Below are 24,086 nucleotides of genomic sequence, written 5' to 3'. Positions count from 1 at the left end.
TAGCCCGGCACTATAGTGCCGGGCTATAAACATACGGGGTAAAAATCAGTCGTCTTACCGAAGCTGCATGTCCTCGATGATGAGGTTGATGTAGTCGGTGAGCTTCTGGTTGGCCTGGTCGTAGTCCACGGCCGACTTGAGCGGGTGCTTCACGCTGAAGTAAAACTTGATTTTGGGTTCGGTGCCCGAGGGGCGGGCCGAAATCTTGCTGCCGTCGGCCAGGATGAACTGGAGCACGTTGGAGCTTTCCAGGCCGGTGGCGCGCTCCTCGCCGGTTTGCAGGTTGCGAATCACGCCGGTTTTGTAGTCGCGCAGCTCGACTACGGGCAAGTTGGCAATGGTTTGGGGCGGGTTGGCGCGCAGGCTGGCCATCATTTCCTGGATTTCCTCGGCTCCGCGCTGGCCTTTTTTGGTCAATGAAATCAGGTCCTCTTTGTAGAGGCCGTAGGTGGCGTACATCTCCACCATGGCCTGGTAGAGCGTCTGGCCGTTGTCTTTGGCCACGGCCGCCATTTCGGCCAGCAGGGCGCAGGCCGATACCGCGTCTTTGTCGCGCACGAACGAGCCAATCATGTAGCCGTAGCTTTCCTCACCGCCGCCGATGTAGTTTTCCTGGCCTTCCAGGTCGCGGATGATGCCGGCAATGTACTTGAAGCCGGTCAGGGTCTGGTAGGCTTTCACGTTGTGGGCCCGGGCCACGTCGCCGAGTACGTCGCTGGTCACGATGGTGTAGACGATGAAGTCCTTGTCAGACATCTTGCCGGCCTGCTTACGGGCCGAGAGCAGGTAGTGCGTGAGCAGGGCGGCCGTCTGGTTGCCGTTCACCAGCACCCATTCGCCGCGGTTGTCTTTCACGGCAATGCCTACGCGGTCAGCGTCGGGGTCGGTGGCAATAACCAGGTCGGCATCTTGCTGGCGGGCCTGGTCGAGGGCCATCTGCATAGCTACTTTTTCCTCCGGGTTCGGCGACAATACCGTGGGAAAGTTGCCGTCGGGCGTGGCCTGACCTTCCACGATGCTCACGTTGGTGAAGCCCAGCTGGGCCAGGGCCTTGGGTACTAGTGTGATGCCGGTGCCGTGCAGGGGCGTGTACACAATCTTCAGATCGTGCTGGCGCTGAATAGCGGCGGGGTTGATGCTCAACGATTTCACCTGGGCCAGGTAGGCGGCGTCAATTTCCTCACCCAGCAGGTGAATCAGGGACTCGTTGGCCTGGAACTTCACGTCGTCCACGCTCTGAATGGCGTTGACTTCGGCAATGATATTCTTATCGTGGGGGGCTACCACCTGGGAGCCGTCCTGCCAGTACACTTTGTAGCCGTTGTACTCCTTGGGGTTGTGCGAGGCGGTAATCACGCAGCCGCTCTGGCAGCCCAGGTGCCGGATGGCAAACGACAGCTCGGGCGTGGGGCGCAGGTCGGAGAAGAGGTAGGCGTGAATGCCGTTGGCCGAGAAGATGCCGGCCGCAATGCGGGCAAACTCCCGGCTGTTGTTGCGCGAGTCGTGGGCCAGGGCCACCTTGATGTCCTGGCCGGGAAACGACTTGAGCAGGTAGTTGCACAGGCCCTGGGTAGCCATGCCCAGCGTGTAGCGGTTCATGCGGTTCGAGCCATTGCCCATAATGCCGCGCAGGCCGCCGGTACCGAATTCCAGGTCGCGGTAAAACGCGTCGTTCAGGGTGTCCTCGTCGCCCGCGTCGAGCAGCTGCTGGATGTTGGCTTTGGTGTCGGAGTCGTAGTTGCCGGTCAGCCAGGTGTTGATTTTGGCTTGGATGTCGGAGGTCAGGGCCATGAATGGGAAGGGTAAGGTTGTGCGGGTAAAGAAAATAAATATTGGCTGCAAACCATGTTCGGGGCAGAACACGGCGAGCCGACGGGAAGGGAAAAGAAGGCTACCGGAGGCCAGGCCGCGCGCAAAACGGCCGAAGCGGCCCGCAAGTAACGCAAAAGCTCCGGCTACGGGTTACGCGGCCGGGGCTTTTGCGTTGGGCGGGAGGGTGCAGGCCGGAACTCTGTCATGCTGGCGACCTAGCAGTTTTACGGCCGCCTGGAAAACTGTTAGGTTCCGGGAATCAGGCACGAGAAAGTCCCGGCGGCCTGACAGACGTTGGGGCTGGGCGGGCAGAGTGCCTCTCTGAGTACGAGCACCGCTAACTCCAGTATCAGCCCAATCAGCCTACAGGCAAAGACAAAAAAAGGAGTTGAGAGAAGCTACGGCAAAGAAGCGGCCACGACGAAAATACTGGCAAATGATGCCCAGAACAGCAGGAAACCAGCCCAGGCCTGGGTACGGCGCTGCCCGATGCTAAGCTGGCGAAACAGCGCGGGAATACCACCCTGTTGGGTACGGGTTTGCAGGCCTGGCAACACCCAGACGAGCAAGCCGGCGCCGACCAATACAATGCTGATTACAAGGAAGCTGTCAGGCCAGGCGCGCCCGCCGACTAAAAAGTAGCCGCTCAGAAAGAGGAACAGGGCCTGCCCCGTTATTGTGGTATTGATTAAGCGCGCCAGTTGGGATAAGGGAGCAGGTTTGCGTTTTTTCGTATCGAGGCCGGTAGTCAGCCAAACGACCAGCGCGTAGTGTTGTAGGAGCCAGGTATACAGCATGTATCGCAGGGCCACTGTTTTTTCTGGCTGATCAACCGTCCGCAAGGCAACACCAAGTACGCACGACATGCGTACTTGGTGTTGCCTTGCGGTGCCCGCCAGCAGTACTTGGTGCACCACTTGGCCGTTCATCGGATGCTCTACGTGGTCAATGGGAGAGTGTGCCTGCCTGATACATACGCGCTCAGCCTTACTATTGAAACGCGAACCAGCTAGCAGTAGCAGGGCGCTACTTAGTTTCCTGGTCAGCGCACATAATAGGGGTAGGTGAAGTAGATGCGGCGCTCGTCTGTTACAGTCGTATTCCTTTGGTTCTCCTGTAGTTCCTGCGCCGCTTTGTAATCCGCTACATAGCCCCGCACTTCGGCGCGGCCGCGCCCCGGGGGTTGAATCGTGAGCATTACTACATGATTATCACCCAGTACGGTTACCTTTTCCTGGGGTGCTACGAGTCGATAAAGTGAGTCGTAGCCGTATACATTGGCTAAGACATACGCTTCTTTGGGAAATCTGACTTGCAGGCGCAGCGCAAGCGTTTGTCCCAAACGGATGGTATCCTGAGCGGCACTTACCTGCAAAAACCCCCACCTGTCCTGCACGCGGCCCAATGAATCGTACAAGATATACCCGTTGGTGTGTTCCTTCCCATCGACGACGACCAGTTGAGAGTACAGCTTTGGCTTCTTGTTTGCCGAGTCGTAAAACTCCAGGTAGCGGCCCGACCGTTTACCTCGAACCATCTGGCGTATCATAGCTATACGTCCACTTTCGTAAAACTTATAGGATTTACCTTCCAGCTGACCATCCTGGGCATTTTCCAGGAGCATTGGCTTACCGCTAGGGTAAAAGCGGTACTGCTTGCCGTGTAAGCGGCCGCCCCGAAAGTAAAACAGGGCGCCTATAACACCGTTGGGTTGGTATACAATTGTTCGGCCATCCAGTAGGCCATCGACCTCCCGGGTGACTTTGCGGGTACCATCTGCGTCCCGGGTTTCTTGTATCTTCACAGGCGGCCCGGAGCTTTTCTGCTCTGAGCCGGAGCTACAGGAACTGAGTACCCAAGCAAAGCCCAGTGGTAGTGTCAGACATCTGCTAATCATCTTTTCGGTCTGATGGTAACATTACGTAGGGGCGTTTCTCCCTGGTAATCTGTATATGTATAGATGCTGTCGCCGGTGACCGGATCGAGCCGATAGTGGCCCCCGGAAGTAGAAGTGCCATCCGGAGAAGGAGTTCTATACAAACTATCAATCTGCTGCTGGGAGGTTTTTTTGCCGGAGTAAGTCACGCGCGCCGGCACAATGGCCCGGACCGGCAGGCGCGCTACGGCCGCTGAGTCTATCGGCTGGGGTACCCAGCCAGCTTCCTGCAGCTTCTTGTAGGCATCCTGGGTGGTGCTAACGGTACTCTCGCCCACGCTTTTGGCGCCGATGCAGTTTTTGAACTGCTTGACGGCCGTTTCAATCATCTCAAAAATGTATTTGTAACGGCCGGGCTTCGTTTTGAAAGCGTCCTGAGCATTCTTGAGCCATTTTTCCCGCATTTTCTGGGAAGGATGCGGAATTCCAAGCCCACCGTCCCAGGACGAGGTCGTAACGTCCATTACCCGCAGCAGCATGGTAATGTCGAGTACGCCTACTACGTGGCCCTGGCGGGCGTGCGTAGGTACCGAGCCCGTGGAGTGGGCATCGTCGCCGTAGAAAATATAGCCGTCCTTGGGTTCGGGGAAGCTGGCCAGAATACGCTGCCACAGCCGGCCCCAGTCGATGTCGGCGGCATGCCCTTGCCGGAGCACAGCCTGGCTGCGGCCCTGCACGGAGGAAGCAGTAGGCGGCACCCACACTATATGGCGGGTAAAAACACCCCGGGGGTCAAGCGGGGACGCCAGCGGAGTATAGACGCCCAGCTGCCCCTGGGGCAGCGTAACGACCATAGCAAAGTAGCCCGCTGCTGGCTTGGCAGCTAGTCCGGGGCTCATTACATGCCGGCTGGCCACTGCTTTTGCCCGCGCTCCGAGCACGCGGCTGGCAGCCGTGTTATCCTGGATGCCACCCTGTTTTAGCAGGCTCGGATTCTTGGTCAGAGAAGCATACTGCGCCCGGGCACCTACCCCGCGGACTTGCGGAGGCCGGCCGCTCAGGCCGGCGGCTTGCTTGGATCGGGAACTGCTCGAAGGGTTTGGCATAGCGCTATAAAACGAATTTTATGGACTTGCTTAAGGTACGCAACAACCTGCTGCCTGTTCAACTTCGACTATGGAATATAGCCAGCTGAAAGTATTGTTCCGGCGAACATACCATAAAGTTTTCTACCTTGGCGGGCTACCACGTTATTAATATCATCCTATGGCTCGTCAAGTTACCGCCTCCGTGCAGTGTGCCGGCAGTCTGCTCGCCCCGGCTCAGGACATTCAATACCTGGTGCTGCATCAGGATTTATTTGGGCACCACCACTTCGAGGTAGTGGTGCCGTTCGACAATGTGGAGGGGCCGCAGGTCGCCTTTTTTTCGCAGGCCCACAAGCGCCTGCTGGGCCAGCCCCTGAGCATGGAGCTGACCGCCGACTCCTTCCATTTCAACCTGGGGCAGGTGTTCAAGTTTAAGGGCTTGGTCACCAACATTGCCACCAGCAAGGACACGGACTACGTCGGCAGCATTATCGTGCGCGGCTACAGCCCCAACTTCCTGCTGACCGACGGCCTGAAGCGGCGCACCTTCGTGAAGCAGACGCTCAGCAGCATCTTCAACAAGGTGCTGCAGGCCTACCCCGGCAACCTGCTCAAGCACAGCATCAAGCCCCAGCACACGGCCCCTATCCCGTTTGTGGCCCAGTACGACGAAACCAACTTCGACTTCCTGAGCCGCCTGGCCACGGAGTACGGCGAGTGGTTTTTCTACGACGGTGAAACCCTGCAGCTGGGGGCCCCGGCCGCCGGTGACGAAGAAGACTTCGTGGCTGATGGGGCCTACAACAACTTCACCTTCGGTATGGCCCTCAAGCCGGCCCGGGTGAAAATGTACGAGTACAGCTACCAGAAAAACGAGAAGTTCAAGAGTTCGACCAGCAGCCAGCAGGTACCCGGCATTTCCGGCCACCCGTTCGGCAGCTTCGCCCTGGAGCAGTCTGAGAAGCTCTTTACCGACGAGCTGCACGTCTCGGCCGAAATGGTTATTGCCAGCGCCAGCGAGCTGGATGAGGAAGCCAAGATGGTGAAGGCCAACACCGCGGCCGAGCTCATTACCTTCGAGGGCAACAGCGACAATCCGTCGTTGCGCGTGGGTGGCGTCATCAACGTGAGCGGGGAGGGGCTGGGCAGCCGCCACATCACCTCCGAGAGCTTCGGTAAATACCGCATCATCAGCATTTCGCACCACGTCGATGCAGAAGGCAACTACAGCAACTCCTTCACGGCCATTCCCCACTTTCTGAACGTGCCGCCCGTGCGCCCCGGCTACAACCCGCCGGCCGGCACGCCCGAGCTGGCCGAGGTAATTGACGATGCCGACCCCCAGAAGCTGGGCCGCCTGAAGGTGCGCTACCACTGGCCCGTGCAAAACCCCACGGATGCCGAAACCGACTGGATCCGGCTCCTGACGCCCTACAGCGGCGACGGCAAAGGCCAGCTGTTCAAGCCCGAAGTCGGCTCCCAGGTCCTGATCGGCTACCAGGGTGGCCTAGCCGAGCAGCCCTTCGTACTGGGCAATATGTTCCATGCCAACAACAAGCAGGGAGCCAAGTATTCGCCCGACAAAAACTCGATGAAGGGCATTCAGACGGCGGGCGGCAACAAGTTCGTGATGACCGACACCCAGGGCGAGCAGAAGATTCACATCTCCAACTCCAACAACAAGGGTACGGCCATCGAGGTCGGCTTCAATGGGGATGGCAGCGTGAGCATCAAAAGCAATGGCCCCATTAGCCTGACTGCCGGCGGCGACATTACGCTCACGGCCAAAAAGGACATCAAGCTCACGGCCGAAAACGTGACTATCGAGGCCAAGACCAAAATTACCAAGAAGGCCAAGGAAATCGAGATAACCGGCAGTGAGAAGATGGATATGAACGGCAAGGCCACGTCCATCAAGGCCGGCAACACGATGAAAATTGCCGCTACTTCCTCCCTGGATGTGAACGGGGGCAGTAAAGCCAGCATCAGCTCCGGCAAAACCAAGATTCACTAAACTCTGCTGCTATGTCCGTGCCATTGGCATTGGGGGCTCTGGCGGCCCCGCGTACTTACAAGCTTACCACGACCTCCCACATGCGCATGAACGCGGCGGAGGAGCGAAATGTGTACCACACCGTGGCCCGGCAAACGCTGCTGGCGCGCAAACCCAACAATACCTACCGGCTGAAAATCGAGGTGCTCAGCTTCGAGGCCGAGAATCCTTCGTTCTTCACGGCCCTGGCCGCCGACCTCAACCAGGTTAGCAATTCGCTGGTGGTTCAGACCGACATCTACGGGCGGCTGGAGCAGATTGAAAACAAGGCCGACATGCTTAAAACCTGGCAGCGCATCCGCTCGGGGGTAGTGAAAAAGTACGAGAAGCTTTATCCCAAGGCCTTTTTCGACGCCTTTGGGCAAAATATCCAGGTGGCGGGCCTCTTCGAGAAAACCCTGCGCCACAAAGGTCTGCACGGCGTGCTGCTGCCCGGAATTTACGGCTACGGCTACTCGGCCGAAGCACCCGTAACGGGCCGCCGGGTGCTGGAGCAGTTTATCAACCAGGTCGACTTACCGCTGCTGACGACGACCACGCTCCAGCCCACCGAGCCCGCCGATAATGTGCTGCGCCTGAAGGTGGCGGGCACACTCAACGAAGAGGCTTTCCGCGACGATGACCTGCGGCGCCTGCTTCGCACTATGGCCGACAACCCCCTGCTGAAGGTGAGTATGAATGCCACCTGCCAGGAGCGCTACGACCTAGAGGCGGCTACCGGCTGGCTCATACGGGCTGAGCAGCGCCTGAGCGCCGAAGTGCCGGGTATCTACCAGAATGAAGTGCATCATCACATCGAAACGGTGAGTTAGCAGCTGGTGCCGACAGGAAAGGTGCTGCTCACCGGGTGTTTTGTTCCTTCTTTACTGACGACGATATGGCTATTGACGATAAGTACGTAATGAACGGGGTGTGGCTGACATGCGACAAAGGTGTGACGCCCTCCCGGTTCATGGTCACGCCTAAGCCCGTGCAGCTCTACGATGAGCACTTCGCCAACGAGCTGGACAAAGTTCCCCTGGTGAATATTCTGCCTTTCGGGGTGTGCAGCATCAGCAAAGGACCCTGCCTGCCGGCTCCCCTTATGTGGGAGCGGGTAATGGAAGACGGACTAACCGTACTCGGGGCCCGGCCCCTGCTGGATACGAGCAAGTGCCAGTGCAGCCTGGGCGGCAAAATCGCCATTCATTTCACCAAGGCCGGAGCCACAGCTGCTGTCGAGCTCGACCAGAAACTCGATAAGGTTGACGAGGCCGCTGACGCCGTGGAGGAAGCTTCGGGCTGGGCTTTCTGGGGCGGACTGGCCATGGGTATTGGCGGGGCGCTGCTGGTGGCTACCGGCGTGGGTGCCCCGCTGGGCGCGGCCATGATAACCGGCGCCGGCTACCTGATGACGGCCAGCACCATTGCTGGTACGGCCGCCGTAGCCGTGAAAGGGGCTACCAAGTTTGCCCGCGACCCCAGCAAAGAAGTCGGCTTGTCCATTGTGGGCGAAGTAGCCTGGGAAGCGGCCAAAAACTACGTCATGCAGAAGCTCGGCGGTAAGCTCATTGGCAAGCTGGCCGGCTCCAAGCTTGGGCAGCGCATTGCCAACTCCCGGTTTGCCCGCACCATGCAGAATCGTTTTGCCAACGCCCTCAAGCGCAACCGCGCCGCCAAACCGACCTGCGTGGGCGAGCCGGTAGATGTAGCCACGGGCAAGGTAATCAACGAAGCAACCGATTTCGAGCTGAATGGTCCGCTGCCGCTGGTCTGGAGTCGGGTGTGGTATTCCACTTCCGCCCACGAAGGTGCGCTGGGCCACGGCTGGCACCACAGCTACGACGAAGAGTTGTACGTCGACGACGAGGTGCTGATTCTGCGGCTCCCCGACGGCCGCTACACTGGTAGTGAGCCGATTCCGCTGGGCGAAGCCGTTTTTATCCGGGACGAGAAAATAACGCTGGCCCACACCGCGGCCGGCTACGTGTACCTTGATGCGGACGGACTGGCCCACCATTTCGGCTACGTCAGCGCCACCGATTCCTATAAGCTAGCTCGCTTGGAGCAGGCTGGTAAAGCGGGGGTCATCGTTTTCAACTATTCTTCCCGCGGCTATTTGGCTGGCGTCATCGACAGTGCCGGCCGGCTGCTCACAGTAGAGCACGATTCGGCCGGGCGCCTGCTCAGTATTCAGGCGCCGCATCCTACCGAACCCCGGGGCCAAGTAGCACTAGTGCGCTATTCCTACCACCAGGGAAATTTGGTGGAGGCCGCCGACGCCCTGAATCAGGTCTGGCAGTTTCGCTACCAAGGTCCATTGCTGGTACAGGCTACCTACAAAAATGGCGTCAGCTTCTACTACGAATACGATGGTACCGACGCCCGGGCCCGCTGCCTGCGCACCTGGGGCGACGAAGGTATCTACGCCTGCCAGCTCAGCTACGACCTGGAAAATCACCGCACCACCGTCATAGATTCGGTGGGCGCACAGCGGGTGTACGCCTACGACCCGGAGCTGGGCGTTGTCACGCAGCTCTTCGATGCCCGGGGAGGCGTCAGCAGCTACGAGTACAATGAGTTTGGCGAGCTGCTCAGCGAAACCGACCCGTTGGGCAACCAAACCCACTATGCTTACGACGGACTCGGCAACTGTACGGGCAAAATTCAGCCCGACGGCAGTGAGCTGCAGCGCACTTACAACGAGCAAATGCAGCTGGTGCAGGCCGTAGATGCTCAGCAGGGCGAATGGCAGTGGCAGTACAACCCGGCTGGTCAGCTCGCCGAGCGTGTCGATCCGGCCGGCCGCAGCATCCGCTACGACTACGAACAGGGGCAGCTGAGCCGTATCACCGACGAAGCCACCGGCCGCGCTACCACGCTGCACTACGACGCGGCCGGCAACCTGCTGGAGCTGCGCACACCCGATGGGCAGGTCAGCCGCTGGCTGTACGATAATTGGGGGCGTATCCGCAAGTCCACGGATGCGCGGGGCAATGTGCAGTGGCGCGAGTATGACTTGCTCAGCCGCGTGGTACGGGTGCACGAGCCCGACGGCAACGTGTGCTCTTTCGACTACGATGCCCTCGACAACATTGTGCGGGCCAAAGACCGGCAGCAGGACGTGCGCTACGCCTACCGGGGGCTGGGTCGTCTTATCCGGCGCGTCGAGGCGGGCACGGCTGTCGAGTACCTCCACGATACGGAAGAGCGGCTGCGAGCCATTGTGAACGAGCACGGCCTGACGTACCGCTTCGAGCTGGACAAGCAGGGTGACGTTATTACCGAAACCGGCTTTGATGGACTTACCCGCCACTACCAGCGCAACGTAGGTGGGCAAGTAACGATGCTGCACACGGCTTCGGGCCGGCGTACCAGCTACGCCTACAACCCCACGGGCCGCATTGCGGGTGTTTTCTACGAGGATGGCACCCAGGAAAGCTACACCTATCACCCCGATGGGACAGTGCGGGAAGCTACCAACGCCACCACTACAGTCCGCTTCGAGCGGGCCCCCAAAGGCCGGGAGCAGCAGGAAATCCAGGGCCAGCACGTTGTTACCAGCCACTACGATGCCCTCGGCTACCGGTCGGAGCTGACTTCTTCGCTGGGGGCGGCAGTGGGTTTCGGCCGCGACGCGCAGGGCAACCTGGAACGCATAAAATCCGGGCAGTGGCAGCTGCAGTTCGAGCGCGACGCCCAGGGCCTGGAGTTGCAGCGCACCCTGAGCGGTGGTATCCGCTCCCGCTGGCGCCGCGACCAGCTGGGACGCCCCCTGGAACAGCACATCAGCGCGGGCCCGCGGCAACCGGAGCGGCAACGCACCTACGCCTGGGCTACCGATGACCTGCTGACTGGTATTCAGGACAGTCAACGGGGACTTACAAGCTTCGAATACGATGCCCTGGGTAGCCTTACGGCCACGCGCTACCCCAATGCGGGCCAGGAGCTGCGCCAGCCCGATGCGGTAGGCAACCTCTTCGGCACTGTCAGCCGCCAGGACCGCCGCTACGGCCCCGCCGGGCAGCTGCTGGAGGCTAACGGCACGCGCTACACCTACGATGAGGAGGGCAACCTAATCCGTAAAACGACGCCCGCGGACGAAGAATGGACCTATAGCTGGAACGCCGCCGGGCAGTTGGCGGAAGTGGTGCGGCCCGATGGGGACGCGGTGCGCTTTGCCTACGATGCACTGGGCCGGCGGGTAAGCAAACGCTTCCAGGGCAAAACCACCCACTGGGTGTGGGATGGCAACAAGCCCCTGCACGAGTGGACCACGCTGGGCCTGGCTGAAGATAACGTGGAGCAGCTTATCACCTGGCTGTTTGAAGAAGAAAGCTTTGCTCCAGTCGGCAAGCTGGTGGATGGCCGGCGCTACAGCATCCTGACCGACCACCTGGGCACCCCGTTGGAAATGCACGATGAGCACGGCCAGACCACTTGGGCCACGGCCCTGACCAGCTACGGCAAGCGCCAGCAGCAGTTGGGTGCTGCCCCCGATTGTCCCTTCCGCTACCAGGGCCAGTACGAAGACCCGGAAACCGGCCTCTACTACAACCGCTTCCGCTACTATGACCCCCAAGCCGGTCAGTACATCTCCCAGGACCCCCTTGGCCTGGAAGGCGGCGCCGCGCTGTACAGCTACGTCCAGAACCCCAACGGCTGGGTGGACGTCTTCGGCTTAAGTGGCAAAAAATGCGGCTGTGGGAGTGCCGCTGATAAGCTCAAAGGCGCTTTCCGCAAAGGGTATGACAAGGACAAGATTGCCGCCATGCCCTGGGGCTCCCGCCCCAAAAACCCGAACAAGTATCTTAAGAAGCGCTACACAGATCAGCATCTGCAACAGTTTCACGGTGAGGCTTCCTACTTGATGACCGGTGACGCTTACCGCGACTTTGCCAAAGGCAGGCCTTTCGTGGGTAGACCAGATGGTCAGTTTATATCCACGAAAACGGATATCGACGGCGTGTTGAGCCGCTCGAATGGCGACGTTGCGCTAATCGAGAAAGAGCTTGGTATAAAGCCGGGACCGAATGGCTGGCAGGGCAAAGGCGGTATTGTGCGGGTGGATATCCAGAATCCAGAAAAATTCAACCTCCGTATGCCGAACGGTAACGAAGGTGGCGCCAATGAACTCTGGGAGCCAGGGGGCTTCGTGCCTGGCGGAAGCCCGGAAGCAGTCGTTGACCCAATTCCAGCAAGTAGTATAATCACTAAAATCGTCGTGCCTTAATGAATCCACAAGCCGATAAGCTGCAGCAAGCCTTGGGTAAAGGCGAATTGTTCGAGTATATGGTCGGAGAAAACGGCTATGCCTACCGCAATCCATACGCGGATATGCCAACCTACCCAGCGGAAGTGTTTGGCTCGGTAGTCAGCTACTTCGACATGACCGGAAATACCTCTGTTTGGGCCGATTTCGATGCCAGCCTGCTGGTCCTGAGCGCCGACAACGAGTATTCCTGGCTCAGCTTGTACTACCTGGTAGAATACCTGCGGTACTCGCGGCGCCAGCGCCCAGTTGATCTGACGGCTCTGTCGGCGACTGTACTGGCCAACCTGCGCGCTACCAAAGGCGCCTTACAGCAGGCAACTAAGTGGGGCGGCCGCGATTATCCAGATGGGCTGTGGGGCGATGCGCGGCGTATGGTGCACAACATAAACGAAGAGCATCAACTGAACTTGCGCCTCTAAGCCCTCATGGCTAAGGAACAAAAGTGGGCTTGCCTGCAAAAAGCCGTGGCCTCCCATGAGCTATACGCCTACCTGATCGGTCAGAAGAGCCGTGACCAGGCGGAAAAACCAGAATAAGCAGAGTAAAAAAATGTGGCGTTGCCTAAATATTTACCCATGACCCAACTGGCAACATTCGTGGTTGTGGTTAGCAATGTTGAGGCTTCAATTGTCTTTTACTGCAAATTTCTGGGCTTTATAATAGCTTACGATTGGCACAAAGCGGGAGAAGAAAGAATTGTACGCTTGAGAAACAAAGACTACAATATTCACCTGTCTTTGCAGCTGCCCCTATCGGATTGGGAACAGCAGCCAGCCGGTAAACAATCCGGGAACTATCCATACATTACGCTGGAAGTGTCCGACTTGGAGCAGCACTATAACGCATTAGTGCAAAACAGAGCGCCTTTAACCAGGGATTTAGTGAGCACGCTCTTTGGCAATTTTGCCTACCTGACTGATCCGGACGGCAATAAGATCTGCCTGTCGGAATACTGGGTAGATGCATGAGCAGGCCCACGAGTAACATCATCACTAAACTTGTCGTGCCCTAATGGACCTACGAACTGACAAGCTGAAGCAGGCCTCTGGGATGATGCGCAACGGCTACTTGCGAACATGAATAAAAGCCATGGTCTTACGTTGAACCTGGAATAGCATCAGGTAAACAGCAAGGGTATTCAGGCGTCAGGTTGATCAACTGTCGTCAGCCCGGGAAGCGCAGTGATAGCAGCAGTGAGGAAAAAATGATCTTCAGAAGCTGCGTATCTACTGGGCTGACGGCCCGAAAAAGTCCGGCCGGAGTCCCCGCTCAAGCACAAAGCAGATGGTGGGTACGCCGTTTGGTTTTACAGAATGAGCGGCGACAACCGGTCGTTTGGCTTACGAATGAAACCGGCCTGTTTGGTGCCGCCTGTGCCTTCGACCGGGAAATCCATAGATTTAGCAAAGTTTATGCTACCAAGTAATGACCTAACGCGCTGCCAGGACCACCTTGTAACCCGGTAACGCTTAACTTTTACGCTTATGGCTACTGGTGACAAATATGTCATGGACGGGGCGTTCCTCTCCTGCGACAAAGGCGTAATGCCGACGCGCTTTATGGTGACGCCCAAGCCCGTGCTGCTCTACGATGCGCAGATAGCCAACGAGGCCGACCGCATCCCGCTGACCAACATCCTGCCCTTCGGCGTGTGTCAGGTCACGCGCACGCCCTGCGTGCCGGCCCCCATTATGTGGGACCGGGTAGCCGACACGGGAGTAACCACCCTGGGTTGCCGACCCCTGCTCGATACCAGCAAGTGCCAGTGCGGCGTGGGCGGCAAAATCAACATTCACCTCAACAAAGCCGCCGCCGATGCCGCCGTCGCGCTTGACCAAAAGCTGGACAAGATAGACGAAGCCGCCGAAGCCGCCGAGGAGGCCTCTGGGTGGGCCTTCTGGGGCGGGCTGGCCATGGGTATTGGCGGGGCGCTGCTGGTGGCTACCGGCGTGGGTGCCCCGCTGGGCGCGGCCATGATAACGGGTGCCGGCTACCTGATGACGGCCAGCACGGTGCTGGCCACGGGGGCGGCCGTAGCCAAAGGCGCCACCAAGTTTGCCCGCGACCCAAGCAAGGAAGTAGGCTTGGCCATTGTGGGGGAGGTCGCTTTCGAGGCGGCCAAAAACTTCGTGATGCAGAAGCTGGGCGGCAAGCTCATTGAGAAGATTGCCAAGTCGGGCTTGGGAAAAAGGATTATGAACTCGCCCTTCGCCAAGAAGATGGAGGACCGGTTTGCCAAGACCTGTACCGGTAACCGAGCCCCTCAATCGAAGTGCGGGCGGGTTGGCGAACCGATAGACGTGGCGACGGGCAAGGTTATCAACGAAGGAACTGATTTTGAGTTGGCGGGCCCGCTACCCTTGGTCTGGGCCCGCACTTGGTACTCTACCTCCACGCACGATGGCGCCCTGGGTCGGGGTTGGCATCATGCCTACGACGAAGAGATTTTTGCGGACAGTGAGTTTGTAATTATCCGGCTCAGCGACGGGCGCTATACCGGCTCCGAGGCCCTGGCCCTGGGCGAGTCGGTTTATTTGCGGGAGGAAAAGCTGACGCTGACCCGGGAACCCACCGGCACCTACTGCTACACCGATGCGCAAGGCCTGACGCACAGCTTTGCCTACGTCGAAGCCACCGACTCCTACAAGCTGCTACGCCTGGCCAAAGAGGTTGCCCAAACGGCCATTAGCTTTCAGTATTCGGCGGCTGGCTACCTGGAAAGTATTCTGGATAGCGCCGGCCGCACCTTGCTGGTAGAGCACGATGCCGAAGGACGGATACTGACCATCCGGGCTCCCCATCCGACCGAACCCCGGGGCTTGGTCGAGCTAGTGCGCTACGCCTACGATGGCAAAAGCCGCCTGACCTCGGCCGCCGACGCGCTGGGCCAAGCCTGGCTTTTCCGGTATCAGGGCTGGCTGCTGATGCAGGCTACCTACAAGAACGGCGTCAGCTTTTACTACGAATACGACGGTACTGAGCCCGGGGCCCGCTGCTTGCGCACCTGGGGCGACGAAGGCATTTACGCCTGCCGTCTTAGCTACAATACCGAGGCGAACCAAACCATCGTCGTGGATTCGGTCGGGGCCCAGCGCGTGTATGAGTACGACCCGGAGCTAGGCGTCGTCACCCGCCTATTTGACGCCCGGGGCGGGCTTACGGTGACCGAGTACAACGAGTACATGGAGGTAGTAAGCGAGACGGACCCCCTGGGCAATGAAACCCGCTACGAGTACGACGACCGGGGCAACTGCCTGCTTATTGAGTTGCCGGATGGTGCTACGCTCACACAAGAGTATGATGCGTTTGGTCGCCTTGTTCAACTCACCGATGCAGTAGAAGGGCAATGGCAACGGTCCTACAATGATGCTGGGCAACTAGTGCAGCGTACCGACCCCACGGGACGGGCCGTCCGTTATACCTACGACCGGGGCCAACTCAGCTCTATCACCGATATAGTAACAGGCCGCACCACCACGCTTCGTTACGACCACCACGGCAACCTGAGTGAGGTGCATACGGCCGACAACCAGCGTGCCCGTTGGCTACATGACCACTGGGGCCGGGTGCGCAAAGCTACCGACGCGCGTGGCAATGTGCAGTGGCGGGAGTACGACTTACTTAGCCGCGTAACCTTGGTGCACGAGGCTGATGGCAACGTACGTCGCTTCGCCTATGATGCACTGGGCAATGTGACCCGGGCCCAAGACCGCCAACAGGATGTGCAGTATGCATACCGGGGCCTGGGTCGGATAATACGACGGGCAGAAGCCGGCCACACGGTGGAGTTTTGGCACGATACGGAAGAACGACTGCGGGCTGTTGTTAACGAGCATGGCTTAGCTTACCGCTTCGAACTGGATGCGGAAGGTGATGTCATCACCGAAACCGGCTTCGATGGACTCACCCGCCATTTTCAGCGCGACGTAGGCGGGCGGGTAGTGGAACTTAAGCTGCCTACCGGACAACGCACCCGTTACCGCTACGACCGCGCCAGCCGGGTGCAGGAAGTCACGTACGCCGATGGTACCAATGCCATGTATCAGTATCGGCAGGATGGAGCCTTGGCTGCTGCCATCAACGCAACGGTAGCCGTAACTTTTGAGCGGGATATGCTGGGCAACCTCTTGCAGGAAAGCCAGGGGGAGTACACCATCAGCAATGAGTATGATGCTCTTGGCAAGCGTATCGGCTTAGCTTCTACCCTGGGTGCACAAGTACGGTATAGCCGTGATGAGGATGGACACGTCACTCAGATCCAGTCGGGTAGCTGGCAGACCCTGTTTGAACGTGACGCTCAAGGCCTGGAGATGCAGCGTACCTTCAGCGGTGGGCTGCGCACCCGGTGGAAGCGCGACCAATTCGGCCGGCCCACTGAGCAGCGTGTAAGCCTGGCTACCACCCACAGTGCCGACCGAGTACGCACTTACGATTGGCAGACCAATGACCAGCTACGCGCCATTACCGACTCACAGCACGGGCGGACGGGTTTTGAGCATGACACGTGGGGCAACTTGGCTGCAACTACCTTCAGCGACGGTTCCCACGAGTTGCGCCTGCCCGATGCAGTAGGCAACTTATTTCGCCGCTCCGACCGCCAAGACCGGCGCTACGGACCGGCGGGGCAGTTGCTAGAAGCCAATGGTACCCGCTACGAATACGACGAGGCTGGTAATCTGTACCGCAAGATCCTACCCCAGGGCCAGGAATGGTGCTATGCGTGGAACGCAGCCGGCCATCTGGAGGAAGTCGTACGGCCTGATGGGCAGGTAGTACGCTTTACCTACGATGCGCTGGGCCGGCGCATGAGCAAGCGCTACAAAGGCAAGGTAACGCACTGGGTATGGGACGGCTATGTGCCCTTGCACGAGTGGACTACGCTGGAAGTCGATCAGACCAATGTAGAAGACGTCATCACCTGGCTGTTTGAGGAAACCAGCTTTGCCCCTATGGCCAAGTTGCAAGGTTCCGAGCGGTATAACATCATTACCGACTACCTTGGCACACCTCTGGAGATGCACGCCCCATCGGGCTCTGCGGTGTGGTCGGTGGAACTTGACAGTTACGGCCAAGTGCGCCGTAGCACCGGTGAGGTTACGGCCTGTCCATTCCGGTATCAGGGGCAGTACGAGGATGCCGAAACCGGCCTCTATTACAACCGCTTCCGCTATTACGACCCCCAGGCCGGCCAGTACATTTCCCAGGATCCTATTCGGCTGAAGGGCGGAATGGCTCTCTACAGCTACGCCCACGACCCGCTAAGCTGGCTCGACCCGCTGGGTTTGGCCGAACTCGTTTATCAGCTGGTAAAGGATGGGAAGGTAGTGTACTATGGTATCACCGAGCGCACGGCCCTGGAGCGTGCCAATGAGCACGTATTGGCCGGTAAAGACTTTTCCCATATGGAAGTACTGGCCGAGGACCTCACCCACGACCAAGCCCGTTCTTTGGAAGGCGGCCTGATTCGGAAACGATTAGCCGAGAGAATTGATGACTACGATATTGATGATTCCATCGAAACGAAGCTGCAGAAGTCAGGACTCCTGAATAAAAACCGAGGTCGGGAAATAGACCGTTGGAACCCTACCAACCCCCTGAAAGACGTTCCCCGCCTGGAAACTCCGACCCGCGTCGTACCCACGACTTGCCCCAAAAAGTAACAAGCACCCATGAAAGTTTACAGCACTGCCCCCGATGGTAATGAAGCCGCGGATCTGGAGCCGGCCCACTACTTCAACCTGGCCGAGAAGCGCCTACAGAAAAGCTATGAGCATATCATCCAGACCGACAAGCCCGTGCAGGTGCTGCTGGTGAATCTGGATATTCTGCTGCACCTAAGTAAAAAATATCCGGCCCTGGCCAACCTGACCATACAGCGCGAAGAGGCTGCTAAGTGGAAGCAAGGGTTTTACGACTGGTATGCGCGTTGTTCGGCCAAAATTCCCGCCAAGTTCCGCGAGGGAATCAAGGAGTCGGCAGATGCCCTCTTTGCCGAACTTGAGCAGTTAGGCCACTGATTTTACCATTTATTGTTGCCGTTAGCAGCACATTGAAAAGCTTATGTGGGGAATTCAACCTTGGGACAATGACCGGGCCGCTGACTGGTTTGCTAATCTGCTGGATAAAAGCGCGTTACCAGACCGGGTGCGAGCCACTTTGGAAGTAGCAGAAACGGCTGAGCCAGATGAGGAAAACGCGCCCTTATTACGAGCTGCCGCTTATTGCTTAGTGCAATTCGGACATGTATACGTTTGGCCGGTAAAACACTTGACGGCTGATTTAGCCCGGGCGATAAAGGCATTACAAATCGTGGAAGAAGACGATGAATATTGCTATTCCGAGGAGATAAGAGCGGCCGTAGCAAATGAGCGGCAAACGCTACAGCTTCGGCTGGATAGCCTGCCTTGTTAATTGGCAGTTCTGCTGTGGGGATTGCACATGCGGATAGCCTGGAATGTCCATCGAAACCACCATTGCCAAGCTCGGAGGCGCCGAACCACTTGAAGGTAAGTTGTACCCCTTAAATGCAACGCTGAAGTAGCCGAGCCGGAAAAAAGTCGGAGCCAAGCTGCCGCTGGTGTTTGAGCCATTGCCGCTGCCAAGCATGGTTGAAGCCAACTGCTTGTTTTGTACGGCCATAAAAAAGCCCCGGCAACAGGAGTTGCCGGGGCTTTTTCTATGTAGCGCGAAGCAGATTTATACCCACTTGTTGTCCAGAACAGCGCCATTGGCGTTGATCTTGTTGGCCGAAATCGTCAGGCTTAACGTCATGGATGTGTTGGTGTCGGCGCCGCGGGCATCGAAGTGCTCGGAGTAGCTCACGCAGTAGGCTTCCTCGAAGGAGATTTCCTTCAGGGTCGAGTCTTGGTCAATGCGCTTGAACTGGATTTTGCCGCTCTCACGCTTGTACGGGTCCAGCATCCAGCTCGTCAGCGAAGCGCTGTCGGTAGAAACAATCGTCACTTTAATAGTGCCGCCCTGAACCTTCGACGAAGGACGACCTTTGTCGTCGATGGCTTGATCGAAGGAGTAGCTGCAGCTTACTACTTCGCAGTCACCGCTGCCAGCGGCATTGAAGAATGCACTAAATGAGGCCATAATACAATTGTTAAGGGTTAAAAAATGGTGGAAAAGAAAAGGAAAGGAAATACTGTACTCAATGTCAGGTCGTCAACGTCACACGACAGCTTTCAGCCTCTACCCACTTCTCAGATACCTTATTGCTGCTTATACTCGGCGTTCCAGTCGCGGCCGGGGTCGTTCGGGTCGTCGCCTTTGGTACCATCGAGCGACACCAGGAACGTCTTGGCCGGGAAGTAGGGCACCATGTGGATGTCGAGCAGGATCCGGTCTTTCTGGTTGGGGTCGCGCTCAAACTTCTTGATGGAGAACTTCTCAATCAGTTTACCCGGGCCGGCAATACCATCCAGAAACCGCACAACCTGGCTCTGAATGTCCATGCGCATGTTGTGGTCCCAGTTCTCGAAGGCCCGGCGGTTGAGGAAGTCAATCAGCACCTTGGTCACGTAGTCAAACACGCGCACTACGGAGTAAGTCTGCAGGCCGATGTTGTCGCCGTTGAACAGGGTTTTGGCCGAGAAAGCCATAACGCGGCCGTACTCATTCACCATGGGCACCAGGCCCAGCTTTTCGAGGTTGGCAATTTCACTTTTGCGCAGCGGGAAGCGCACACCATCTACTTCGTTCAGGGTGCCGTGCTTGCGTCCGGCCGTTACCTGAGAAGCCAGCGTGCTATAGATGCGGCCGGCCAGGGCGGAGGAGGGGGGCACGAACAGGTCTTCCTCTTCGCCCAACTCCTCCAGCTTGCCGCGGCCCACGAGCCAGTTGCAGGCCATAATGACGTTGGACTTGTGCGGGTCGGCGCCGGTCAGGTTGGCCTCCTCAAACAATTCAATCACGTCGTCGGGCGTGTCGTAGTGCTCAAAGTCGGTGACCATCATCACCTTGTTCTTATGAGCAATCTTGGCCCATTTGTCGATAACCTTATTGGAGCCCAGGTAGCCGGGCACCACCAGCAGCGAGTAGTTGTCGCGCAGGTCGAGGCGGTCGAAGTTCTGCTCCAGTTCCCCCGACACGGCATCAATGAAGGTTGTGTTGTCCAGGTCCTGCAGCTGATCCTTGTCGGCGTTCAGGATGGAAATGTTCTTGACCTCGTCCTGGTCGGTGTTGCGGTAGAACAGGGCCACCGAGCGGTACGACTGCTCCATGTCGTGCGTGGCCTCAATGGCTTTGCGCAGGTTGTCGGTGAGCTGGTTGTTCGACGACTCCACCTGGGCCTCGCACTGCTCCACGGCATCGGCCACCGATTCGGCTTTGCTGAGCATTTCGTGCCAGAGGGCCAGCCGCTTTTTGAGCTGCTGCCGGTCGGCCTTCTTGCTGTCTTCGGTCAGAAAGATCTTTTTGCGGGCCTTTTTCTCCGGATTCAGGTTGGAAGCACCGTCAATGGTGGTTTCCAGCAGGTCGAAGCCGCCGAATTTGGCGAGGGCCTGGGTGTTTTCTTCTAGGCGGGGTGCCAGCTCCCGCGCACGGGAATTGGCAGAAGCGGGTTGTTGTTCGGTTGCCATATAGGGAAAACCTATCGGTTAGGAGCGGATGTTGGAAAGGAATACTGAAGAGCCGCTGGGCCGGATTAGTCCAGCTCGCTGATCATGGCCTGAATGGCGGCCAGGAAAGCGGCCTTGGTTTCGGGCGTGTCGAGGGCCGACTTCAGAATCTTGTTGGACTTGAGCTGGCGCAGCAGCTTCTGCAGATCATCCGCTTGGGTATTCAGATCCTGCAGGAAAGTGCTCTGGTTGATGATGCCCCTTTTGCCAAAGTCGCCGAGCGACTGAAACTGGAGGGTTTCGGGCATCACCGTGCCGTCTTCCTTTTCAAACTCCACTTCAACGGCGGGCTTGAAATGGGCAAATACGGCCTCCGGAGTCTTGAGTCCTTCCACGATCTGAGCCCGCAGGGGCGGATCGGAGGTGAGTTTTTGAACCAGCAGAGTGCGGTTCAGTGGGATGTCGGAAATTGCTTCTGAGGCATTATCTAGTTTACGTTCCTGCCCCCCGATTCCGTAGTTAAACATAAGCTGAATTTTTTAGCTAAACCGACCACAATCAACCTGTTCGGATGAGCTCTATACGTCCCATCTGGGCCGTAAGGTACAGGAAAATAAAAAACTGACTAAGAAAAAAGCTGAAATCTTGATTTATTAATATGCAAATTACTATATAATAGAATGTTGTCAATGCCCTATTGAAAGAAGAAAAAATTATGTGCGGGTGGTTGCGGCCCGCACAAAGGGATATTATCCTACCTTACCGCCCCAATCCTACCACCGCAGGCGAACCGACTATAGTATCCTTGAGCGGTCCTGGGCCGTTCTTGCTTCGCCTCATATCTTATTTCCGTCTATGGCCTACACCGAAGAGTTAAAGCGAGCCTTACACATTGCCCAGGCGGTGGCCCACGAATACCGCCACGAGTACTACGCCGCCCCACACCTGCTGACGGCCCTGCTGCACAATGAAATAGGGCTGGCCTCGTGGCTGGCCGTGGAGCTAGGCAAAGACATTCATTACCTGCGCGAATGGGCTGAAGTGCGTCTCGAAGGCCTGCCCAAAGCCGTACGCCCCCCAGAAACGCCGGCCGCCGACAAGGACCTGAAGCCCATTCTGGAAGTAGCCGACCTGGTGGCCCTGCAGCTGTCCAAGGACCAGACCGACCCGCTGTGTGCCCTTGCGGCCGTGCTGCGGCCCGGGCTGGCCTATACCACTGAGCAGCTCAAATCTTTGCCCCTCACCCAGCGCGAGGTGATAGAGGCCGCAGAACCCGAAGCTATGCAACCCGTGGCCGTATGCGCCGACGGGCAGCAGTCGGCCCCGCTGACGGACCGCGCCGCGCCGGCCGGCAAAGCCGGGGCGCTGGCGACGTACTGCGTGAACAAAACGGCCCAGGCCGAGGCCGGCAAGCTGGACCCCATTGTGGGGCGCGACCGGGAAACGCGGCAGATGGCCGAGATTCTGGGGCGGCGCACCAAACCCAACGTGCTGCTGGTGGGCGAGCCGGGCGTGGGCAAGTCGGCGCTGGTGGAAGGCTTTGCCCAGCAGATCGTGCAAAAGAAAGTGCCCACGCACTTGCAGCAGGTAGTGCTGTTTGAGCTGGACCTGGGTACGCTGGTAGCCGGAGCTTCCTACAAAGGCGAGGTAGAGGACCGCATCAAGAGCGTGCTGAGCGAAATCAAGCAGTATACCCGCGCCATCCTTTTTATCGACGAAATTCACGCCCTGCTCGACCCCAAAGGCTCGGCCGGGGCCGGTATTGCCCAGTTGCTGAAGCCCGAGCTGGCCCGGGGCGAAATAACGGTTATCGGGGCTACGACCAACGACGAGTACCGCCAGTACATCGAGGCCGACGAAGCCTTCAACCGCCGCTTCGACGTGCTACGGGTGGAGGAGCCGAGTGTGGTGGTGGCTGAGCGCATGGTGGAAAGCGTGCTGCCCTACTACGCCGCCCACCACGGCCTGCAAGTAGGAGAGGGCACCGTGGGTGAAGCCGTACGCCTGGCCAAGCGCTACATTAAGGACCGGCAGCTACCAGACTCGGCCATCGACCTTGTGGACCGTACCATGGCCGCCATCCGGATGCTCGACGAGCACGCCAGCGCCGAGCTGCTGCAGTTGCAGCAGGACTTCGAGCTGCTGGTGGCCCGCAAGCCCAAGCTGGCCGAGGCTGATTATCTGAAAGAGCTGCGCTGGTTTCTGTACCAGGTGCAGAACCAAGTGAGCCACCTCTGGCTCAACCAGCTTGACCAGGAGCAGCAGCCCGACACACTGGAAACCGCCGAAGCCCTGGAAACCTATATCCGGGAGTTGCTGGCGGCCGTGGTAGTGCTGTCGGCTACCAAGAAAGACAGCGTGGACCGCACCGATATTGCCGCCGTGGTATCGGGCAAAACCGGCATTCCGCTGGGCAAGCTGCAAAGCAACGAGCGGGACAAGCTGCTGAACATGCACCAGACCCTGCAGCAGCGGGTGGTGGGCCAGAACCACGCGGTGAAGGCGCTGTGCGAAGCCATTCTGGAGTCGCGCTCCGGCCTGACCAAAGCCGGACAGCCCATTGGCTCGTTCTTTTTGCTGGGCCCCACCGGCACCGGCAAAACTGAGCTGGCCAAGTCCCTGGCCGACTTCCTGTTCAACGACGAGTCGTTCCTGATTCGCTTCGATATGTCGGAGTTCAAGGAAGAGCACTCGGCGGCCCTGCTCTACGGCGCGCCTCCCGGCTACGTGGGCTACGAGGAAGGCGGCATGCTGGTGAACAAGATTCGGGAGAAGCCCTATTCGGTGGTGCTGTTCGACGAAATCGAGAAGGCCCACAGCTCGGTGTTCGACATCTTCCTGCAGATCCTGGACGAAGGCCGCCTGCACGACCGGCTGGGCCGGGAGGGCGACTTTTCCAACGCCGTGATTCTGTTCACCTCCAACATCGGCAGTGAGCAGATCATCCAGTCGTTTGGCCAGGGCCAGATTCCGGCTACCAACACGCTGATGGAAACCATGAGCCGCCACTTCCGCCCCGAGTTTCTGGCCCGGCTCACCGAAATTGTCCCGTTTGCGCCCATTTCCGAGGAAAACGTGGTGCAGATTTTCGACATTCACCTGCGGCCCCTACAGGAGCAGCTCAAGCGCCAGGGCATTACGCTGGAACTGTCGACGGCGGCCCGCGAGCATCTGGCCTTGTCGGGCTTCACGCCGCGCTACGGCGCCCGGCCCATCAAGGGCGTAATCCGGCAGCAGCTGCGGCGGCCCATTTCCCGGATGATTATTGCCGGGGAAGTAGGCAAAGGTGCAGTCATTGCGCTGGACAAAGCCCTGGAAGCCGAGGAGCTGACCTGGCAGGTTCAGGCCGGCGAAGAGCCAGCTGAACAGGCGGCCTTGCCAACCGCCGAAGTTATTAGCTAGCTGCCCGTCGGCGGCAGGAGTTTCCAATTCGTGCTAT

General features: G+C 58.5%; 17 protein-coding genes. 9 read left to right on the top strand and 8 right to left on the bottom strand.

Annotated features, from left to right (window positions below):
* Window positions 1–54: 54 nt before the first annotated feature.
* The 4 genes from LGH70_RS07450 to LGH70_RS07435 form a co-directional block, all read right to left on the bottom strand.
* Window positions 55–1,791 (bottom strand): phospho-sugar mutase, encoded by a 1,737-nt coding sequence (locus tag LGH70_RS07450; protein WP_226184284.1) that lies wholly within the window; start codon window positions 1,789–1,791, stop codon window positions 55–57.
* Between the two features lie 419 nt (window positions 1,792–2,210).
* A complete protein-coding gene (locus LGH70_RS07445; protein WP_226184282.1) occupies window positions 2,211–2,741 on the bottom strand; it encodes a hypothetical protein in 531 nt (176 codons plus the stop codon).
* A 113-nt stretch (window positions 2,742–2,854) separates the two neighbouring features.
* Window positions 2,855–3,616, bottom strand: a complete 762-nt coding sequence (locus tag LGH70_RS07440) for a toxin-antitoxin system YwqK family antitoxin (RefSeq protein WP_226184280.1) — start codon at window positions 3,614–3,616, stop codon at window positions 2,855–2,857.
* Window positions 3,617–3,705: 89 nt separating this feature from the next.
* Complete coding sequence (locus tag LGH70_RS07435) at window positions 3,706–4,587, bottom strand: hypothetical protein (RefSeq protein WP_226184278.1); 882 nt, start codon at window positions 4,585–4,587, stop codon at window positions 3,706–3,708.
* A 367-nt stretch (window positions 4,588–4,954) separates the two neighbouring features.
* Here LGH70_RS07435 and LGH70_RS07430 point away from each other — a divergent pair, with 367 nt between their 5' ends.
* From LGH70_RS07430 to LGH70_RS23915, 8 genes are all read left to right on the top strand, one after another.
* Entirely contained in the window at window positions 4,955–6,790 is a 1,836-nt protein-coding gene (locus LGH70_RS07430; RefSeq protein ID WP_226184276.1) for a type VI secretion system Vgr family protein, read from the top strand.
* A gap of 11 nt (window positions 6,791–6,801) precedes the next feature.
* Window positions 6,802–7,641, top strand: coding sequence for a hypothetical protein (locus LGH70_RS07425; protein WP_226184274.1), 840 nt, complete (start codon window positions 6,802–6,804; stop codon window positions 7,639–7,641).
* Window positions 7,642–7,706: 65 nt separating this feature from the next.
* Window positions 7,707–12,041, top strand: coding sequence for a DUF6531 domain-containing protein (locus LGH70_RS07420; protein ID WP_226184272.1), 4,335 nt, complete (start codon window positions 7,707–7,709; stop codon window positions 12,039–12,041).
* Window positions 12,041–12,502: a hypothetical protein gene (locus LGH70_RS07415; protein ID WP_226184270.1), complete on the top strand. Its 462-nt coding sequence runs from the start codon at window positions 12,041–12,043 to the stop codon at window positions 12,500–12,502. The genes LGH70_RS07420 and LGH70_RS07415 overlap by 1 nt, the downstream gene beginning before the upstream one ends.
* Before the next feature lie 156 nt (window positions 12,503–12,658).
* Window positions 12,659–13,051, top strand: coding sequence for a VOC family protein (locus LGH70_RS07410; RefSeq protein ID WP_226184268.1), 393 nt, complete (start codon window positions 12,659–12,661; stop codon window positions 13,049–13,051).
* A gap of 516 nt (window positions 13,052–13,567) precedes the next feature.
* On the top strand, window positions 13,568–17,743 hold the full coding sequence (locus LGH70_RS07405) for an RHS repeat-associated core domain-containing protein (RefSeq protein WP_226184266.1): 4,176 nt from the start codon (window positions 13,568–13,570) through the stop codon (window positions 17,741–17,743).
* A 9-nt stretch (window positions 17,744–17,752) separates the two neighbouring features.
* Window positions 17,753–18,100, top strand: coding sequence for a cyclic nucleotide-binding domain-containing protein (locus LGH70_RS07400; RefSeq protein ID WP_226184258.1), 348 nt, complete (start codon window positions 17,753–17,755; stop codon window positions 18,098–18,100).
* Window positions 18,101–18,143: 43 nt separating this feature from the next.
* Window positions 18,144–18,494, top strand: coding sequence for a DUF4259 domain-containing protein (locus LGH70_RS23915; protein ID WP_226184256.1), 351 nt, complete (start codon window positions 18,144–18,146; stop codon window positions 18,492–18,494).
* Here LGH70_RS23915 and LGH70_RS07390 read toward each other — a convergent pair.
* The 4 genes from LGH70_RS07390 to LGH70_RS07375 all read right to left on the bottom strand — a co-directional run bounded on the left by LGH70_RS07390 (window position 18,462) and on the right by LGH70_RS07375 (window position 21,174).
* Window positions 18,462–18,722, bottom strand: coding sequence for a hypothetical protein (locus LGH70_RS07390; protein WP_226184707.1), 261 nt, complete (start codon window positions 18,720–18,722; stop codon window positions 18,462–18,464). The genes LGH70_RS23915 and LGH70_RS07390 overlap by 33 nt on opposite strands.
* A 57-nt stretch (window positions 18,723–18,779) precedes the next feature.
* Window positions 18,780–19,181: a type VI secretion system tube protein TssD gene (gene tssD, locus LGH70_RS07385; protein WP_226184254.1), complete on the bottom strand. Its 402-nt coding sequence runs from the start codon at window positions 19,179–19,181 to the stop codon at window positions 18,780–18,782.
* Window positions 19,182–19,300: 119 nt separating this feature from the next.
* The gene (locus LGH70_RS07380) at window positions 19,301–20,668 is read right to left on the bottom strand and encodes a DUF5458 family protein (RefSeq protein WP_226184252.1); all 1,368 of its coding nucleotides are present in this window, start codon (window positions 20,666–20,668) and stop codon (window positions 19,301–19,303) included.
* 65 nt (window positions 20,669–20,733) lie between these two features.
* On the bottom strand, window positions 20,734–21,174 hold the full coding sequence (locus tag LGH70_RS07375; protein ID WP_226184250.1) for a hypothetical protein: 441 nt from the start codon (window positions 21,172–21,174) through the stop codon (window positions 20,734–20,736).
* Between the two features lie 328 nt (window positions 21,175–21,502).
* Here LGH70_RS07375 and LGH70_RS07370 point away from each other — a divergent pair, with 328 nt between their 5' ends.
* Window positions 21,503–24,049, top strand: coding sequence for an ATP-dependent Clp protease ATP-binding subunit (locus LGH70_RS07370; RefSeq protein ID WP_226184248.1), 2,547 nt, complete (start codon window positions 21,503–21,505; stop codon window positions 24,047–24,049).
* Window positions 24,050–24,086: the final 37 nt, after the last annotated feature.

Source organism: Hymenobacter nitidus, from assembly GCF_020447315.1.
Lineage (GTDB): Bacteria > Bacteroidota > Bacteroidia > Cytophagales > Hymenobacteraceae > Hymenobacter > Hymenobacter nitidus.
This window is presented reverse-complemented; position numbering and strand designations above follow the sequence as displayed.

Bases quoted from the DNA above. Each gene is read 5' to 3' on its own strand.
- LGH70_RS07450 (WP_226184284.1), bottom strand. From the start codon at position 1,791: ATGGCCCTGACCTCCGACATCCAAGCCAAAATCAACACCTGGCTGACC.
- LGH70_RS07445 (WP_226184282.1), bottom strand. From the start codon at position 2,741: ATGAACGGCCAAGTGGTGCACCAAGTACTGCTGGCGGGCACCGCAAGG.
- LGH70_RS07435 (WP_226184278.1), bottom strand. From the start codon at position 4,587: ATGAGCCCCGGACTAGCTGCCAAGCCAGCAGCGGGCTACTTTGCTATG.
- LGH70_RS07430 (WP_226184276.1), top strand. From the start codon at position 4,955: ATGGCTCGTCAAGTTACCGCCTCCGTGCAGTGTGCCGGCAGTCTGCTC.
- LGH70_RS07425 (WP_226184274.1), top strand. From the start codon at position 6,802: ATGTCCGTGCCATTGGCATTGGGGGCTCTGGCGGCCCCGCGTACTTAC.
- LGH70_RS07420 (WP_226184272.1), top strand. From the start codon at position 7,707: ATGGCTATTGACGATAAGTACGTAATGAACGGGGTGTGGCTGACATGC.
- LGH70_RS07415 (WP_226184270.1), top strand. From the start codon at position 12,041: ATGAATCCACAAGCCGATAAGCTGCAGCAAGCCTTGGGTAAAGGCGAA.
- LGH70_RS07410 (WP_226184268.1), top strand. From the start codon at position 12,659: ATGACCCAACTGGCAACATTCGTGGTTGTGGTTAGCAATGTTGAGGCT.
- LGH70_RS07405 (WP_226184266.1), top strand. From the start codon at position 13,568: ATGGCTACTGGTGACAAATATGTCATGGACGGGGCGTTCCTCTCCTGC.
- LGH70_RS07400 (WP_226184258.1), top strand. From the start codon at position 17,753: ATGAAAGTTTACAGCACTGCCCCCGATGGTAATGAAGCCGCGGATCTG.
- LGH70_RS23915 (WP_226184256.1), top strand. From the start codon at position 18,144: ATGTGGGGAATTCAACCTTGGGACAATGACCGGGCCGCTGACTGGTTT.
- LGH70_RS07390 (WP_226184707.1), bottom strand. From the start codon at position 18,722: ATGGCCGTACAAAACAAGCAGTTGGCTTCAACCATGCTTGGCAGCGGC.
- tssD (WP_226184254.1), bottom strand. From the start codon at position 19,181: ATGGCCTCATTTAGTGCATTCTTCAATGCCGCTGGCAGCGGTGACTGC.
- LGH70_RS07380 (WP_226184252.1), bottom strand. From the start codon at position 20,668: ATGGCAACCGAACAACAACCCGCTTCTGCCAATTCCCGTGCGCGGGAG.
- LGH70_RS07375 (WP_226184250.1), bottom strand. From the start codon at position 21,174: ATGTTTAACTACGGAATCGGGGGGCAGGAACGTAAACTAGATAATGCC.
- LGH70_RS07370 (WP_226184248.1), top strand. From the start codon at position 21,503: ATGGCCTACACCGAAGAGTTAAAGCGAGCCTTACACATTGCCCAGGCG.